This window comes from Sphingobacterium sp. GW821-FHT03E03 (assembly GCF_059420745.1).
The window spans coordinates 58389-75010 of the sequence record NZ_JBWKUH010000001.1 but is presented as its reverse complement, the minus strand read 5'-3'; the positions used below and the strand labels follow the sequence as shown (position 1 = coordinate 75010).

14 protein-coding genes are annotated in these 16622 nt (G+C 41.3%); 9 read left to right on the top strand and 5 right to left on the bottom strand.

The window, feature by feature from the left end:
* Positions 1 to 13 precede the first annotated feature (13 nt).
* Together AC07UV_RS00305 and AC07UV_RS00300 are read left to right on the top strand one after the other, a co-directional pair.
* Entirely contained in the window at positions 14 to 580 is a 567-nt protein-coding gene (locus AC07UV_RS00305; RefSeq protein ID WP_282254024.1) for an RNA polymerase sigma factor, read from the top strand.
* A gap of 113 nt (positions 581 to 693) precedes the next feature.
* Positions 694 to 1434 carry an anti-sigma factor domain-containing protein gene (locus AC07UV_RS00300; protein WP_495182270.1) on the top strand — a complete coding sequence of 247 codons (741 nt, stop codon included), beginning with the start codon at positions 694 to 696 and terminating at the stop codon, positions 1432 to 1434.
* A gap of 45 nt (positions 1435 to 1479) precedes the next feature.
* Here the strand turns inward: AC07UV_RS00300 and AC07UV_RS00295 are convergent, their stop codons facing one another.
* Together AC07UV_RS00295 and AC07UV_RS00290 are read right to left on the bottom strand one after the other, a co-directional pair.
* Entirely contained in the window at positions 1480 to 2118 is a 639-nt protein-coding gene (locus tag AC07UV_RS00295) for a DJ-1/PfpI family protein (protein ID WP_495182269.1), read from the bottom strand.
* 96 nt (positions 2119 to 2214) lie between these two features.
* Complete coding sequence (locus AC07UV_RS00290) at positions 2215 to 3213, bottom strand: GlxA family transcriptional regulator (protein ID WP_495182268.1); 999 nt, start codon at positions 3211 to 3213, stop codon at positions 2215 to 2217.
* Positions 3214 to 3498: 285 nt separating this feature from the next.
* Here AC07UV_RS00290 and AC07UV_RS00285 point away from each other — a divergent pair, with 285 nt between their 5' ends.
* From AC07UV_RS00285 to AC07UV_RS00260, 6 genes are all read left to right on the top strand, one after another.
* A complete protein-coding gene (locus tag AC07UV_RS00285; RefSeq protein WP_495182267.1) occupies positions 3499 to 4038 on the top strand; it encodes a sigma-70 family RNA polymerase sigma factor in 540 nt (179 codons plus the stop codon).
* A 70-nt stretch (positions 4039 to 4108) separates the two neighbouring features.
* Positions 4109 to 5305, top strand: coding sequence for a FecR family protein (locus AC07UV_RS00280; RefSeq protein ID WP_495182266.1), 1197 nt, complete (start codon positions 4109 to 4111; stop codon positions 5303 to 5305).
* 193 nt (positions 5306 to 5498) lie between these two features.
* Positions 5499 to 8813, top strand: a complete 3315-nt coding sequence (locus AC07UV_RS00275; protein WP_495182265.1) for a SusC/RagA family TonB-linked outer membrane protein — start codon at positions 5499 to 5501, stop codon at positions 8811 to 8813.
* 31 nt (positions 8814 to 8844) lie between these two features.
* Positions 8845 to 10317, top strand: coding sequence for a RagB/SusD family nutrient uptake outer membrane protein (locus AC07UV_RS00270; protein ID WP_495182264.1), 1473 nt, complete (start codon positions 8845 to 8847; stop codon positions 10315 to 10317).
* 26 nt (positions 10318 to 10343) lie between these two features.
* A complete protein-coding gene (locus AC07UV_RS00265) occupies positions 10344 to 11840 on the top strand; it encodes a DUF4874 domain-containing protein (RefSeq protein ID WP_495182263.1) in 1497 nt (498 codons plus the stop codon).
* Between the two features lie 32 nt (positions 11841 to 11872).
* Complete coding sequence (locus AC07UV_RS00260) at positions 11873 to 13513, top strand: DUF4832 domain-containing protein (protein ID WP_495182262.1); 1641 nt, start codon at positions 11873 to 11875, stop codon at positions 13511 to 13513.
* A 155-nt stretch (positions 13514 to 13668) separates the two neighbouring features.
* Here AC07UV_RS00260 and AC07UV_RS00255 read toward each other — a convergent pair whose 3' ends face one another.
* The gene (locus AC07UV_RS00255) at positions 13669 to 14208 is read right to left on the bottom strand and encodes an SMI1/KNR4 family protein (protein ID WP_495182261.1); all 540 of its coding nucleotides are present in this window, start codon (positions 14206 to 14208) and stop codon (positions 13669 to 13671) included.
* 69 nt (positions 14209 to 14277) lie between these two features.
* A complete protein-coding gene (locus AC07UV_RS00250) occupies positions 14278 to 14760 on the bottom strand; it encodes a DUF4199 domain-containing protein (RefSeq protein WP_495182260.1) in 483 nt (160 codons plus the stop codon).
* A gap of 334 nt (positions 14761 to 15094) precedes the next feature.
* On the opposite strand from AC07UV_RS00250, the gene AC07UV_RS00245 reads away from it, so the two are divergent.
* On the top strand, positions 15095 to 15688 hold the full coding sequence (locus AC07UV_RS00245; protein WP_495182259.1) for a YdeI/OmpD-associated family protein: 594 nt from the start codon (positions 15095 to 15097) through the stop codon (positions 15686 to 15688).
* 174 nt (positions 15689 to 15862) lie between these two features.
* On the opposite strand, the gene AC07UV_RS00240 is transcribed toward AC07UV_RS00245, so the two are convergent.
* Positions 15863 to 16501, bottom strand: coding sequence for an isochorismatase family protein (locus tag AC07UV_RS00240; RefSeq protein WP_282254034.1), 639 nt, complete (start codon positions 16499 to 16501; stop codon positions 15863 to 15865).
* Between the last annotated feature and the right edge of the window lie 121 nt (positions 16502 to 16622).

Here is a 16622-nt window from a genome sequence, read left to right as displayed (position 1 = left end):
ATAAACGTAAAATTTGAGTCCATTACATAACCTTCCTGAAGAAACCTTGATTCTTTTACTGAAAAAAAAGAACCAGCAAGCCTTTAGCTATCTATATGATAACTATATGGATGCGCTCTATGGGGTGGTGTGTCGTATCGTAGCATCCTCTGAACATGCCGAGGAGGTGATTCAAGATGTATTTGTTAAAATTTGGAAACACGTCGATCTTTTTGACGCCGAGAAAGGCAGATTATATACATGGATGATCAATATTGCGCGCAACACGGCATTGGATTACCGAAAATCTAAGGGCGTGGTGAACGAATTGAAAAACCAACCGCTCTCAAATATCGTAAATACAGAAGAAGAACAAGATCAAAGCCAGAGCGAACAGAGCGCAAAAGCAGATTTTATTGGATTCAAAAATATTTTGGATAAATTAAAGCCTGAATGTCGTATATTGATCGAGATGGCTTACTATGAAGGATATACGCAACAGGAAATTGCTGAACAGCTCGATGTTCCTTTGGGTACCGTAAAAACACGGACCAAAGCTGCATTTTTACAGTTAAAACAATTATTAAAGGACTTTCGTTAATTTTGGATATTGCAGCATACATATCATCAGGGATTATTGAATCATACGTTTTAGGGCTCGCATCTGAAGAGGAAGTAAGCATCCTAAACTGTATTCGAAAAAATAATGTCGAAGTGGAACAAGCCATTGCCGAAGCCGAAAAAGCGCTCGAGGGATTGGCCGATATCCAAGCGATACAAATGCCTGTTGCCTTAAAAGACGATATTTGGAATAGACTTGAAGCTGAAAACCTGGTCGCTAAGGATGACCAGATAGCTGATTTGCCAGCAGAACAAGCACTGTCCGAAGATACTGCTCTTCAATCCCCAATATTGGGCTCTGAAGAAGAAATTAAATCACTCGCACTACGTAAGTATTACGGCTGGGCGGTAGCGGCAAGTGTATTACTTGCACTCAGTATCGGTGCAAATTTATTTTTCTACCAACAGCAGAAGGAGAATAAGGAGATGCTAGTCCAGGCAAATGCCACGCTAGATATGCAAAACTCCACATTGGTTGTTTTACAGGATAAATGGAGCCTGGTGCAAAATCCGGCGGTGAAAACTATTGCACTAAAAGGTGTTGAAAATAAACCTGATCTACACGCACTCGTATTTTGGGATCAGACTTCAAAAGCAGTATACCTTAGTCTTGAACAGATGCCGGCTGCGCCAAAAGGCAAGCAGTATCAATTGTGGGCCATGGTCGATGGTCAGCCTGTAAGTGCTGGCGTATTTCCATTGAATGGCAAAGAAGCGATGGCCAACAAAATGCTTGATATTCCTAAAGCACAAGCCTTTGCAATTACACTCGAAGATGAGGGGGGCAAAGCTGTACCTACGCTCACCGAACTTTGTGTGATGGGCAGCATATAAAAAGGTATACTGCCCTCATTGTTCTATTTCTTCAACATTATCCTCTTATTTACTGTCCGAAGTATTCTGCTGGTATTCAAATATTTCAATAATGTTTTCGGCCAGTTCTTTTCCATAATGCTGCTCCACAAGATAAAGCGCCGCATCTATTCCTGCGGTTATCCCAGCAGTGGTGATCAACCGTTTCTGATCGACAAACCGAACAGCACGTTTGACGATACTTTTTGGATTGTGCTGTTCTAAAGCATCTACCAGCATGGCGTGGGTGGTAATTTCATAATGATCCATAATACCGGTTTTGGACAGCAGCATGCTTCCGGTACAAACTGAAAAAATAATCGCCCCTCGGCCATAGTGGTCTTTTACCCAGTTCATTAAGGTTTGCTGAAAATCATTATCCTGTAGGTACTCCATGACGCAATCGGGATTGGCTCCGGGAATAACAATCATATCTGGAAGAGGAGCGGTGTGTATGCTGTGCGTTGGGATGAGTGCCATGGTCGCCGCTTCCATTTGCACGGCTTCTCTGGTCTTCCCGACGGTATAACAATGATAACTTCCGGGAGCGATAACATTGGCCTTGATAAATACATCCAGTGGGCCATTGAGATCAAGTGCTTCGACTTGATCATAAATTAAAAATGCGACATTCATGCTTTTGTTGTTTTGGTTTGAATTCATCATGATATACAAGTTGTTGTTCGTTAAATTGGAACATAGTTTTCCCTGCCAGTGATTGAATACCAGCATTTTTTGTGATTTTAACTAAGGTGAAATGGGTTACTCGCTACCTTTACAGGTCTTTCGGAATTGCACTGGAGAAATGGAGAGGTATTTCAGAAATAGGCGCCGAAGGGAGACCACATTTCCAAATCCGCATTTTTGGGCAATCATAGCTAAGCTCATATCGGTATATTCCAACATGTTTTTGGCCTGATCCAATCGCATTTTCTCCAGAAACTTACCGGGTGTCATACCCGATTCTTTGAGAAATACCCGCGAGAAATTACGGACACTCATATGGACCGATTCCGCCATGTAGTCTATACTGACCGCTTGGCCAAGCTTATCTTTGAGCAAATCCCTGATTGCCTTGGTGAAGGGCGATAACAGGTCATAGTCGCCAACCAGGTCTCCAAATTGGGTCTGTACACCTGGACGTTTCAAATATAGCACAAGATGTTTGGCTACTTCAGAAGCTAAAGGTTTTCCAAAATCTTCTTCCAATAGTGCCAAGGCGAGATCTATTCCTGAGGTTACTCCACCTGAGGTATAGATGCCCTCATCACGGATAAAAAACGGATTGACATTGACTTCAAGCTCCGGATAGTCCTTTTGCAGGATAGCAGCGTATTTCCAATGGGTAGTGACCTGTCTACCTCTTAATAATCCCGCTTTGGCCAAAACAAATGCCCCGACACAGACTGATCCGATACGTCTTACACTTGTAGCCCGACGTTGCAGGTAGCTGTAAAGGCCAGTGTTGACTTCATCCAGCACGCTAAGTTCGGTACCGGCAACGAGTAGCGTGTCTATCGGAAAATCATCATCAATAATGGAATGCCCGCAGGTAAGGGGAATTCCAGCACTTGAATATACGATCTTATCTGAGGTACTGGATATCAGCTCCACTTCATACTTCAGTGCACTATCATCTGGCAAAAAGTGGTTGGCAGACATAAATACATCACAGGGACCCGCAACATCCAATAACTGTACCCCCGGCAAGATCAAAAGTGCAATTGTTTTTATTCCTGTTTGTTTCGCTGTGTTTTCCATCGTTTGCGCTGTATGGTACAAATGTACGAAGAAGGTGATATGGCTACAATGACAAAGAATGGACAGATTCGGCCATTTCGGGGATGATTTAAATTTACCGGACTTTTATTCTTAAGATCAATTTTCCATTGGGAATGTCATGGAACAGAATTGAAACAATTGTCTTTTTAAATCTTTTAAGCCTATAAATTAAATTTGGATAATTGACGATAACTTCTAACTTTGATTTATTACACCAATTGTTTTGACATCGTTTGTGTTTAATACCTGAAAAACGGATTCAATATGGGAAATTTATCCAATGAAGAAATAAAGGTCTATTTCGATCTGAATTATCATCGCTTGTATCTTTTTGCTAAAAGCTTGGTAAACGATGCGGAGATCGCACATGATCTTGTTCAAGATAGCTTTATGGTGTTGATACATGCTAATATGAAGACCTCGGATGCTCCTCCTGTCATCAAATCTTTTTTATATACAACGGTCAGAAACCTCGCTTCCAAAAATATCAGAAAACAAAAATCGGCGCAACTTTTTTTTCGTAAAGAGAAGGTAGAGGAGTGGGAAGATGCGGCTGTTTTTGAGAAGCTTTTTCGGTCGGAAGTTATCGCCGAGCTCTACCTTGCCTTGGAATCTCTGCCACAGGGCTGTAAGCAAATATGTAAATTAGGCTATTTAGAAGGATTTAAAAATCAGGAGATAGCTGATATGCTGGGTGTTAGCATTAATACCGTCAAGACGCAAAAGAAACGTGCGCTCCAACTCTTAAGGGACAAAATCTCTCCCCAAGCTTTCGCACTCCTATGTATTTACCTTTGTCACTAAAAAAGTATATTTTCTTTTCACCCCTTTTTATTAGCAATGGTACATAGTATTAAAAAACCTAAGTTACCGTATGGATAAAAATGGAGAACACCTTTATTTTGCCGGACTTTTAGCGAAGTGCATTCAGGGAGTGTCATCTGAAGAGGAAATCGTGAGATTGAAAAAATACATGGACGAAAATCCTCAAGTAAGTGAAATACTTGTTGACCTAAGCGAAGCTAATCTGCTTGATCAAGATCTTGAAGAATTGGGCAAAATAGATCTTGAGCAGCAGTGGGCTAACTTTCAAGAAAGAGGGGCAACAAAAGCATCACCTCGTAAACGTGTATCGACCTTGATTATTTGGTTATCGGCGTCTGCGGCGATATTTATTGCTACATTTTCCTTATTTTTAAACCGTCAAATCGAATCCCATACATCGATTATTCCGGACCATCAATTTGGTTATAAAAATGACGTTACACCCGGGCATGCAGGGGCTACATTGACGCTAGCTGATGGACGTGTTGTAGAATTGGGGGCAACAAGCCAGCAGGGAATGGTAATTGATACAAATATGATTCATATTTCCAATGGTTCTGTTGAATTTAGGAATCAAGCAAATGCCAATGAATACAAGGCCAACCGTATCCACACGCCAAAAGGAGGAACTTTTCAGACTATTCTCGCTGATGGTACCAAAATATGGTTAAACGCAAATAGCGAAATCGAGTTCCCGACCCAGTTTTCTGCTAACGAAAGACGTATAAAGCTGCTTTCTGGAGAAGCTTTTTTTGAGGTTACCAAGAACAAACAAAAACCATTTATTGTAGAAACACAAGGCTATGCTGTACATGTAACAGGTACGGCGTTTAATATCAATAATTATCAAGATAATATTGTCAAAACTTTATTGACAGAAGGTAAAGTGGACGTAATTGGCAAGCAGACACGTGCTAGCCTATTTCCTGGGCAGGCCGTGTTTAATAAAGGGGAGTCCCTGCAGACAGAAACGGCAGATATCAATGAAGCGTTGTCCTGGCGTGATGGTTTTTTTTACTTTGACGGAAAGACTCTCCCGGAAATTCTTGGCGAAGTATCAAGATGGTATGATGTCAGCCTCGACTATCAGATAAGTTTGGATCAAACTACGTATATGGGTGGCGCAAAACGCTCGAACACTTTAGGTACGATCTGCAAGATGCTGACGGATATGTCCCAATATGCGTTCGAAATCAATGGAAAGAAATTAATTGTCAAAAAAAATAAAGGAGGAAAAATGAAATAAACTGACCTAAATGATGATGGTATAAGGAATCCGGAGATACGGCAAATATCTCCGGAAGTAATTCGGCATACCAAATGTGTAGTAACAAATAGTTTAATAACCTAATCAATTCAAAATTATGTATAAAATCTGGTTAAGGCAATACCCAGACGAGCCTCGTTATGGCATTAACCTTCGAAAAACAGTATTAGTCATGAAACTTTCTTTAGCGTTTTCACTTGCATTGACAGTAAGCGTTCATGCCAGTGTTTTGGGGCAAAAAGTAAACCTTCAAAAGAAAAATATCACTTTAAAAGCATTGCTAACTGAATTGCAAAAGCAGACAAACTATCGCTTTATGTATAAAAAGGGTATTTTGGAAAAATCTCTACCAGTGAATCTTGATCTACAAAATGCCCCGTTGAGCGAGGTCCTGGAAATTGCTTTCAAAGATCAGCCTTTTGAATACCGTATCTATGATGGGACAGTAACGATTTCTCGAAATTCGATTGTCGTACAACAAGCTGCTGTGCGTGGAAAAGTAGTTCAGGCAGATAATCAGCCCTTGGCTGGTGTATCGGTCAATGTCATCGGAAAAGGAATCACTACAGCCACAGATGAACAGGGTAATTATGAAATTAAAGCCAATATTGGAGATCAGCTGGAGTTCAAATACATCGGCTTTAGGTCAAGTACCGTAGTTGTTGGATCAAATAGGATGACAACTATTACGATGATTCCAGCCGGAGATAGTAAATTGGAAGAAGTTGTGGTGATCGGTTATGGAACACAGAAGAGAGCTGATCTTACAGGTGCCATCAGTTCCATCAAAGCAGAAGATCTTCCGAAAGCTGCCACTGCTTCGGTGGAACAGATGTTGGCAGGTAAAGCCGCGGGAGTACAGGTACGGTCAACCGATGCTCAGCCTGGAGGAGGAGTCGAGGTGTTGATTCGGGGTGCAGCTTCAACAGGAGCAGGAAACGCACCGCTATATATAATTGACGGGTTCCCAGTGACTGGTGGTGTGGATCCTGGAACAAATACCCGCTATTCTATCGGTAGTCGCAGTCCGCTCAATTCGATTAATCCCAATGATATCGAATCCATTGAGGTGTTAAAGGATGCAAGCGCAACAGCAATTTATGGTGCCCGCGCTGCAAATGGGGTTATCTTGATCACTACAAAATCCGGCAAACAGGGACGTGCTAGGGTTTCCTATGATCTGAAAACGAGTATGCAACGTGTTCAGAAACCCTGGGAAATGATGGATGCCGGTCAGTGGATGCGTGCGCGCAGTAACTATCTATATGAACTTTGGATGGTCAATAACAAAGTTGGTGTATACGGTGGTAAAGATCCCTCAACTGTACCCGCATTTACTGCCCCATATACCGAAGATGAAATTAATGCCGCTGGTACGGGTACAAACTGGATCGATGAGGTTACTCGAAAAGGACGTATTCAGGATCATAACTTGAGTATCAGCGGTGCGAATGATAAGACAAATTATCTCATATCATTTAATTATTTTGGACAGGACGGTATTGTCAGGAAAAATGACTTCAATCGTTATACTGGTCGCGTAAATATCACTCAGGAGGTAAATAGTTGGCTTAAAGCGGGTGTTAGGGCCAGCGGAAGCCGTATAGATATCAATAATCCAGCCTTGGGAACCGGGGGAGCAGAGAATACCGGCGTATTGGAGTCGGCACTTAAATTTACACCTACATTACCGGTTTATCTCCCGGATGGCAGTTATTCCATTGTTCCGAACTCGACCTTCTTCCCGAATCCCGTTTCCCTGCTCGATATAAGCAATATCACCGAGCAGAACCGTTTGATGGTGCAGACCTTTGCTGAAATAGAGCCGATCAAAGACCTCAAAATACGTACACAGCTGGGATTCGACAAGCAGGATGCGGTGAACAACACCTATCTTCCGAAGTCCACGTTATATGGAGAGGCTGTAGGAGGACAGGCAACCATTGGACAGAATAATCGTTTTGATAAATTATTTAATACGACTGTGAGTTATAGAAAGCTTTTCAATGAGGTACATGACCTAAGCATGTTACTTGGTTATGAATGGCAATCCATGGGAAGCTCAGGTCATAATTTATCCAATAATAAATTTCCGACAGATGCCTTTGGCACGAGCAACATCGGCGCCGGAGAATCGGTACGTCCAGCAGTTGGGTCTTACAAGAGCATCAATGAACTTGCGTCATATTTCGGAAGGTTAAATTATAGTCTGATGGATAAGTACCTCTTTACTTTTACCATGCGTGCTGATGGCTCAAGCCGTTTTGGAGCAGGAAATAAATTTGGATATTTTCCATCGGGTGCATTTGCATGGAAGATTGACCGAGAATCTTTTATGTCTGATACGAAATGGATCTCAAGTGCCAAATTGCGTCTAAGTGCTGGTCAAACAGGTAACAGCAACATTTCTGGTGCCTTTGCCTTCTATTCTTTTGGAAGTGACTACCTTTTTGGGAATGCCGTAAACACGGGGACTTACCTTTCTTCTTATGCCAATCCTGATCTGAAATGGGAAACGACAACGGAGTATAATCTCGGGCTGGATTTTGGCTTATTTGATGAACGCATCAGTGTAACGACAGAATTGTTTTCCAAAACGATATCCGACCTATTGGGTGAAAGGCAGTTGAAGACTTATCTTCCCTTGGATAAGGTAGCGGCCAATCTTGGTAAAACCTCTAGTAAAGGTTTTGAGGTGACCTTGAATACACAGAACCTTACAGGTGCATTTCAATGGACTAGTACATTGACGCTGTCTGCATATCGTGATCGCTGGAAAGAGAGAAGTCCAGATGTGGTTCTTCGATCCTATGAATCAGCTACAGATCCTATCCGCGTGCATTGGGGATATTTACTGGATGGTCTGGTGCAACCAGGAGAAGTGATCCCTCATATGCCGGGAGCATTGCCTGGTGTGCAAAAAGTCAAAGATATCAATGGTTACGATGAAAACAATCAACTGACAGGAAAACCCGATGGTAAGATTAATGATGCCGATGTCGTCAAACTTGCCAATGCTGATCCTAGATTCATCATGGGCTTTGGTAATACCTTTCGATACAAAGGTTTTGACCTCAATATCCATGTATATGGTATGTTTGGAACGAGACGCAACAATGATTACATGGGCTATGTGACGGAGATGAATCCCAATATCAACCGGGGTTGGAATATTCCGAATATGGTCGATCAATTTTGGTCGAGCAGTAACACGCAAGGAAAATATCCGAATCCATTTGTTGTCAATCCATTTCCGGGTGCGGGACAGTTTTTACTGCAAAAGTCTGATTTCGTTCGGGTGCGCAACATTACATTGGGCTATGATCTCAACCCGTTGTTTCACAAAAAATGGTTCAACACCTTTCGGGTATACGTAGATGCTTCAAATCCTATTGTTTTTACCAGCTTCAAAGGTATAGATCCTGAATTTACGGGTATCTATCCACCAGCGAAATCCTTTACACTGGGACTTAGCGTTGGATTTTAATCAAATTACTGGCTTTAATACATTTATTATAATGAAAAAAATATTTCTTTTGTTGCTAGGAGCTTCCTTGTTTTACTCCTGCGAGAATCTCGAACCACAAGTGTTCGATCGCTTGAGCCCGTCGAATTACCCGAAAAATGAGGAAGACGCACGTACGCTGGTCACGGGAGTCTATGGTATTCTCAACCGGGGTGCATATGGTGGATTTTCGGATATATCCTGGCAATCACGCTGGGTGATGAATACAGCTACTACCGACGAGTTTGTCTGTTATTGGGGTGGTGGTGTCTGGGAGACGTATGCCAAGTTTCTCTGGAATTCGAATAGTGAGCACGTGACGGCCAAAACCTATGGTCCCTACATTAAAGCAATTACCAATTGTGTCAGTATTGCTGAGCAGCTTGAGCCTATTAGTATGGATGCCGAACTCAAAACGCGTTATCGTGCTGAACTAAAAGGGATAACAGCTTTGTTAGCCTACACCTTATATGATTTCTACGGACCGACAGCTATAGTGACAGATCCTGCAATAACCCTGGATCCAAACACGAATTTTCAACCGGAAAGACCTACGAAAGCATGGATGTTGAATTTTATCAAATCTACAGCACGGGATGCAGCGGATAAGCTCCCAGTTGCCTATTCGTCACAGGATTACGGTCGTGTTACCAAAGGAACTGCATTGACGGTACTCCTCAAACTGGCGATGCACGAAAAAGACTGGACTGAAGCCGCTAAAATTTCGAAGGAGATCATGGATTTGAAACAGTATTCGTTGCAGGTATCCTATCCGTCCATCTTTGCTGTGGATAATGAGATGAATTCAGAAATCATCTTTGCTATTCCATGTCTGACTGTAAACGATCGCTATAATAACTGGCTTGCCCATGTGTTGCCCTCTGAGTATGTTGAACCCAATGGTATACCGATACAAAAATGGGGCGGTTATAAAGTCCCTTGGACAATGTTTGATAAGTTTAAAAATGGCGATGAGCGCCTGAAATCAATCTGGGGCAGGATCAATACCAGCAAAGGCATGGTCGATTTGCGCTCAATAAATGAGTCTTGGGCACAGATGGGTGCCGTACCCTATAAATATCCTGCTGATCCTGCTTCGACGGGTGAGGCACACGGGAATGATTGGGTGGTATATCGCTATGCAGATGTGCTGCTACTTCGAGCCGAAGCCTTAAATCATATTTCGCCACTCAGTAGTGAAGCGATAGGTTTGATCAATATGGTACGCAACCGTGCGAAAACAACAGCTATTGTTGCTTCAGATTTTGTCGGAGAAAATGCATTAAATGACTTTATATTGGATGAAAGATTTAGAGAGTTATTTATGGAAGGGCATCGTCGGGAGGACTTGATCAGACATGGGAAGTATCTTGCGGAAGCTAAGAAACGTGGAGCATCTTATTCAGATGAAAGTAGGCTGTTGTTTCCCATCCCGCAATGGGCAATCAATGAAAATAAGAAAATTCAGCAAAACCCTGGTTACTAGGATTCATTTTTGAAAAAGATGGGAATATGAAAAAAACAATCAAACAGCTGACTTTGGTATGGGCGCTATTGGCGCCCATATATCAGGCTTTGGGAGGTGTTTCGACAGATACCTTACAACAAAAGGATCAGCATATGCAAATTGTTGCCAAAAATGCGATCCATAATCCTGAGCGGGGTTATCATTTGGAGTCCAACTATTTTGCGCATAATTTATATAATCCTTTCCACAAAGTTGCCTATCCAAAAGGGTGGATAGACGAACAGATTAGCCGCTATGGTAGTCCCGATGACAATATTTCGGTGTTGCAGCTATACTTTTATCTCACGGATTATGTGGGGGGAGATATTGCGAAAGAAGGGCTAGATAAGATGCAATTGATCTTTGATGAGGTTAAAAAGAAAGGTTTTAAGGTGGTGTTGCGGTTTGCTTATGATGTCGATTATGGAAGTACCAAAGCGAACTTTGAGGATGTCTTTCGGCATATAAACCAGTTGGAACCGCTGATCAAAAAAAATATAGGTTTAATTGATATTTGGCAGATTGGATTTATTGGCGCTTGGGGAGAGGGGCATAGTTCGCCGATGAGTTCCGATGATGTCAACAAAGCAAAAATGGTACGGCGCATACTGGATATTTTTGCAGATAGACAGACAACAATCCGTTACCCCAATCAAAAGACAAAACTTAAGCTGAAATCGGCTTATTTAAATCGAATAGGATATAATAACGATTATTTTACGGCATCAGAATACCCAAAAGCACCTGATAATGATTATACATTTGGGAGTCGGGCTTATGAACAGGTCAAACGAGAATCACCTTATGTGCAGGTGATGGGGGAGATTCCTTATGCCGAAGCGACTGAGTGGGGACTACATAGCTTAATTTCGGTACAGAATAGCCTCAAAGCACTGAAGGAACATCATTATAGTCTCTTTGATATTACACAAAACAATGAACTGAATATTGCGAACTGGAAAAAAACAGCATTGACAGCTGATATGCTCCGGTCTATGGGGATCTTGTTTGATCCAAGCTATTTTACAGAAAACAAACATACTGTAGCCCGATCAGCCTATGATTTTATAAGGGATCATCTAGGTTATAGGCTTTATATAGACCGTGCCAATACAACAGTTCAACGTCATAACAAGGGACTGGCTGTCGACATCGTTGTCAAAAATGTAGGCTTTTCGACTATTCACAATCCCAGGCCAGTATACCTTATCGTATTAGATAAGGATAATAAAATTGTGGAAAAGAAGAGAGTATCGGTCGATCCACGTCATTGGCAACCTTATGATCCAAACGGAAAGGAAGATGTCGCTTTGCTCCATCATATTCAAATGGAAGTGCCCTTGTCTAGTATAGTACATGGCTCTATTGGTTTGTGGCTGCCAGATCCGGAGGAAGAGCTAGCAAGTAAATCTGTATACGATATCCAATTTGCCAATGATGATATGGGCATCATTACCAACCATCCTACATATGGACGAATTAATATCATTGCGGACTTTTAATCCGCCAATAACACAATCCAAACTATAAAATTATGAGAATAATAATGCGAAACTTGCAGAGGCTTGCCTTTGCCTGGCTGCTTGTATCTCTTGCCTCCTGTGGCAAGAACATTGTTAAGGAAGTAGAACCTTTACTAGAAGAAAAAAAACTCAAGGTGTCAGCTGCTGGTCCCGCACATACTTATTTAGGTCTACAAGCTGGGGAACAGCTCAGTGATCCATTACGAAATCCTGAACGCGGCTACCGAAGTGAATTTTTTGTCTATGCGAATAATCGACAAGGGGTGTTCAACGGACAGAACTATACCAGTGGATTAGGGAACGCAATTACTGCCTATCCTTTGGGACAGACTCCTACAGGTTCTTCAAGTGATAGTCTGACGTTAACACAGTTTTATATTTACCTGACACAGGAGGCACAGACAGATTTAAGTACGACCTCGTTAGCTAACATACAATATTATTTTGATGAATTAAAGAATGCACATATCAAAACACTGCTTCGGTTTTCCTATGATGGATCACCGCTGATAACAACAAAGATTCCCTACACCGTACAGCATATACAACGGCATTTACAGCAGCTAACACCAACTTTTACAGTGAATAAGGGACAGGTCCCTGTTATACAGGCTGGATTTGTCGGTGATTGGGGAGAGTGGGGTGCTTCCTATTATAACCACACGAATTATGCTGATGCTACTTCTGTTATATTTAAGTCTATTTTGAATGCAACGAGCAATGAACGCCAAGTGATGGCGAGATACCCTAGACTTAAAAATAATGCGCTTTCGGGGAGTGTAAGCTGGTTGCCTTTTACGACAGCTGATTATAACCGGATCGCATTTAATAATGATTTTTTTACGACAGGACTACAGGCTCCTGGCTCTGATTTTACAATAGGTTCAGCTGATTATACTCAGATTAAGAATGAGAATGCTAAGGGGCTATGGATGGATGGTGAAATTCCCTATTTTTCCAATGGCTCAGGCCCTTATGATTTTAACAAAGAGATGAATTCAATGACGGTATTGCGGATATTGAGTGAACATAGATATACTTCATTTAGTATGCGGGATCAGCTCAATGGCGGAAGTAAAAACAACCTGCAGATTTGGCGAAATAAACAAGTATCGCTGGCTGATATTGTTAACTCCGGTTATTCCAGTATACCAAGGGATACGGCGTATTTTACGAATGCTAATGGACAGCTTGTAACACGTTCTTACTACGATTTCATCCGTGATCATTTAGGTTATCGGTTTCAGATAAGGGAAGCTCGCTTCCAGGGAAATGTGACGCGCGGGAGTAATTTTGATATTCAGATCCTATTGACCAATCTAGGGTTTTCAAATCTGATTAATTCGCGCAACCTGTATTTAGCTTTAATCGATAGTAACAACGAAGTAACAACGTTTTCCCTTCAAGAGGATGCACGAAACTGGAATGTATCTACAAATACAGCTTCATACTTGATTACGAAACAGGTTGTACTGCCAATCAGTCTTCCCGTGGGACAGTATAAGCTAGGGGTGTGGCTACCCGATGCTGAGACGGCATTAAAGTATGATGCTGAATATGCCATTCGTTTTGCAAATCGTGGAATACAACATTGGCGGGATCCTCAGTCTAAATATCTGATTAATATCTTGGGGACAATCAATTTGCAATAAAAGAGATTGAATTTTAATTGGAAAGAATGATCCTGCTCGAATGTTAATTTAAGCAGGATCATTTGCTTTTTTTATTTGGTGATCTGTTGTTTTCAATATGTTTATTAACTTCTTGTGGTCCATATCGAAAAGTGATACCGACCTATAGGTTTTTGTTATTCAACTTTGGTCAGACATTTAAAAGTCCTGGGTAGGGGATCACTGGAAAAAGGTAGAAACGCCTTGTGATGACCGGTTAAGTGGTCGACGAGTTCATACAATGACCGGCCAACTTTTCGAAATCCCACCCCTCTAAAGTCTGTTAGATAGATATCGAATTCATGAGCTGATGCGGAGTCACAATCCCAAAAAAGATAATAGCCATTGTCGCTGCAAGCAAAGGGGAACAGTCGTTTTAATAATTCGGGAGATCCGTCGGGCGCGATGTCAAACCAGATATCCCCAAGCTCAACATCGGCAATGTAAGTGTTTTTTATTGCAGCTGTTCGCACAAATAAAGAATCACCATACTCGCCCATTGGTAGATAAATATGGAATTCTGCCAACGCTAATCCATATCCGTATGTTAATACAAATTCTTTATAAGATGTGGGAAAGCTTCTTCCATTTGGAAATGTAAAATCGTCCAATGCTGCCAGATCTCCAAATTCTGTCGGAATTCCAGTTAAAGCTAAACCAAAACCTTTATTGACCATAGTCCAATCGTTCGAAACTAAAAATATTAAACAGATAATTCGTCAGCATATTGTTACCCATCGTATGGATCACTTTTTTGTACGAATAAAAATCATCGCGATCGCCGTTGTGACTGCACCGAAAATGAAAGCAAAAATAGTAGAATTAATGGCATAATTCTTATAATTGAAATTTGCCTCCGCTTCGGCTGTTGTTTTATAATAGCCTATTTCGACCGATCGCTTGATGACATTGGGGAAATACTCGGGCGTGATGACATAAGAAATAATCCATTGTGTCAGCGGACTTAATAAAGCGATAATAGCAGAAAGCATTAAGCCCGAAATTAATCCTTGGATATAGCTTATATTGCCATGGTAGAAATTTGTCTTCTTATCTTTCAGTGCCAGAACCATAAATAGGATTGCTGGGATAGCAAAAAGATTGGTCAGATAACGGTGATAGTCAATATACTTGCCATGGAGACCGCATATTTTTTCTAAGAGCATCCACACTAAAGTCATCAGTGTGAAAAAAATAGCCCATTTGATCTCAATTTTAATGTTTTTCATGATGCTCAGTTTTAGATGGTATGTTGTTATTTCTCTGGAAAATCATCAATAGTCGGTTTATTAAATATAATATTAATTCGGCTACAAATAATGAGGTTTTATCCGTTTTTTTCGCTGTACTTAAATTGATCAAACTCCAGTCACAAGCGATTCATCTCCGAAGTAATCCTGTAGAAATATTCCGTACTGACAAGCAGTTGTCTTTTGTTTTATTAATTTTATATACCAGTAATAAGCAAGTTGTGTGCTGAGAATGCAGTAAAATGCTGCGCCCTGTAGAAATTTATTGGGGTGGATAATCCGTCAAGATCTGGAAATAATAAATAAACCAAAAATGAATAAGATACAACAGGTAAAGGAAGTGCAGTCCATCAGTATTCATACACAGACGGAATGGCGGCAGTGGTTAGTGGATAACCATCTTGTGGAGAAATCCGTGTGGATTATCTGTAATACAAAGAATTCGGGGCAGCCGGCTGTAGCCTGGAGTGAACTGGTCGATGAAGCATTATGTTTCGGTTGGATTGATAGTACAAGAAAAACAATTCAGAAAGGCTCTTTTAAGCAGTTATTCAGTAGACGTAAGCCCAGGGGAACCTGGTCCAGGGTCAATAAAGAAAAAATTGAGAAGCTTATAGCCAGTGGACAGATGACTCAAGCAGGACTGGAAGTAATCCGGCTGGCTCAGGAAAACGGCTCGTGGTCTGTTCTTGATAGCGTAGAGGAACTGTTTATTCCAGAAGATCTGGACAGTGCATTGAAGAGCTATCCCGAGGCTGAAGCATTCTTTGCCGGTTTGAGCAAATCAGCAAAAAAAATGTTGCTGCAATGGATTGCTTTAGCGAAACGTCCCGAAACCCGAAACAGACGGATCGCGGAGATTGCGGAACAGGCTGCTAGCCAAATGAAACCAAAACAATTTCGATAATCTCAACGAATTGAATAAATAAATGTACTATTATTTGTAATTATTCTAAATAAGACTTATCTTCGAGACGACATAAGCACTTAAATTTGTTGTTTCATAGGAAGACTAGTCGTGAGATTAGTCTTTTTTTATTTAGACTGCCGTAATTTTTTACGACAGTCTAATGCGCGATTATTACTTATTCTCAAGGGCAACTTCCTGTGCTTTGTAGTAGCTTTCGATCAGGGCCTGGTAATTTGGCATGACCATGGACAGTGCTTTAGCGTACTTCGCCGCATCCTTGTGTTGCCAGCTTTTTAATACCTCACTGATGACAGCGGTGGTCGTGATCGGAATAACTCCTGCTAATTGTAATCTTGCTAGGGTTACCTGTGTCGAGAGCGCACTCATATCGCCAGAGGCATCAATGACTGCAAATACCTCATAACCTTCGGTGATCGCTGAAATAGCAGGAAAGGCAACACAGACACTCGTCAATACTCCTGCGATCACTAATTTTTTCTTCCCGGTATTCTTTACAGCCTGAACGAAAGCTGGAGTATCCCAAGCATTAACCTCGCCAGTACGGCCAACATATACAGCATGCGGCGCATGCTCATGGATTTCAGGCATTAATGGTCCATTGGGGCCTTTGGGTTCTGAAGCAGTAGTGATGACCGGAATATTTTCTATTGCGGCAATTTGGGATAATGCCACAACATTGCTCCGCAAGGTGGGTACCTCGATGTCTTTGACTGTTTGAAATAGACCACTTTGGTGGTCGATCAGTAAAAATGCAACATCATCTGCATTGATTCTTGTTGTAAGTGCCATGATTTTAAAATTTTAATTTGTGTAATAAATCTTTGGTTAAAGGTAGGTACGGTATTTTTAGTGGAAAATGAAGCAGATTAAGCCTAAGACTTAATGTACCTTAAGTTTTAAGGAATGAACT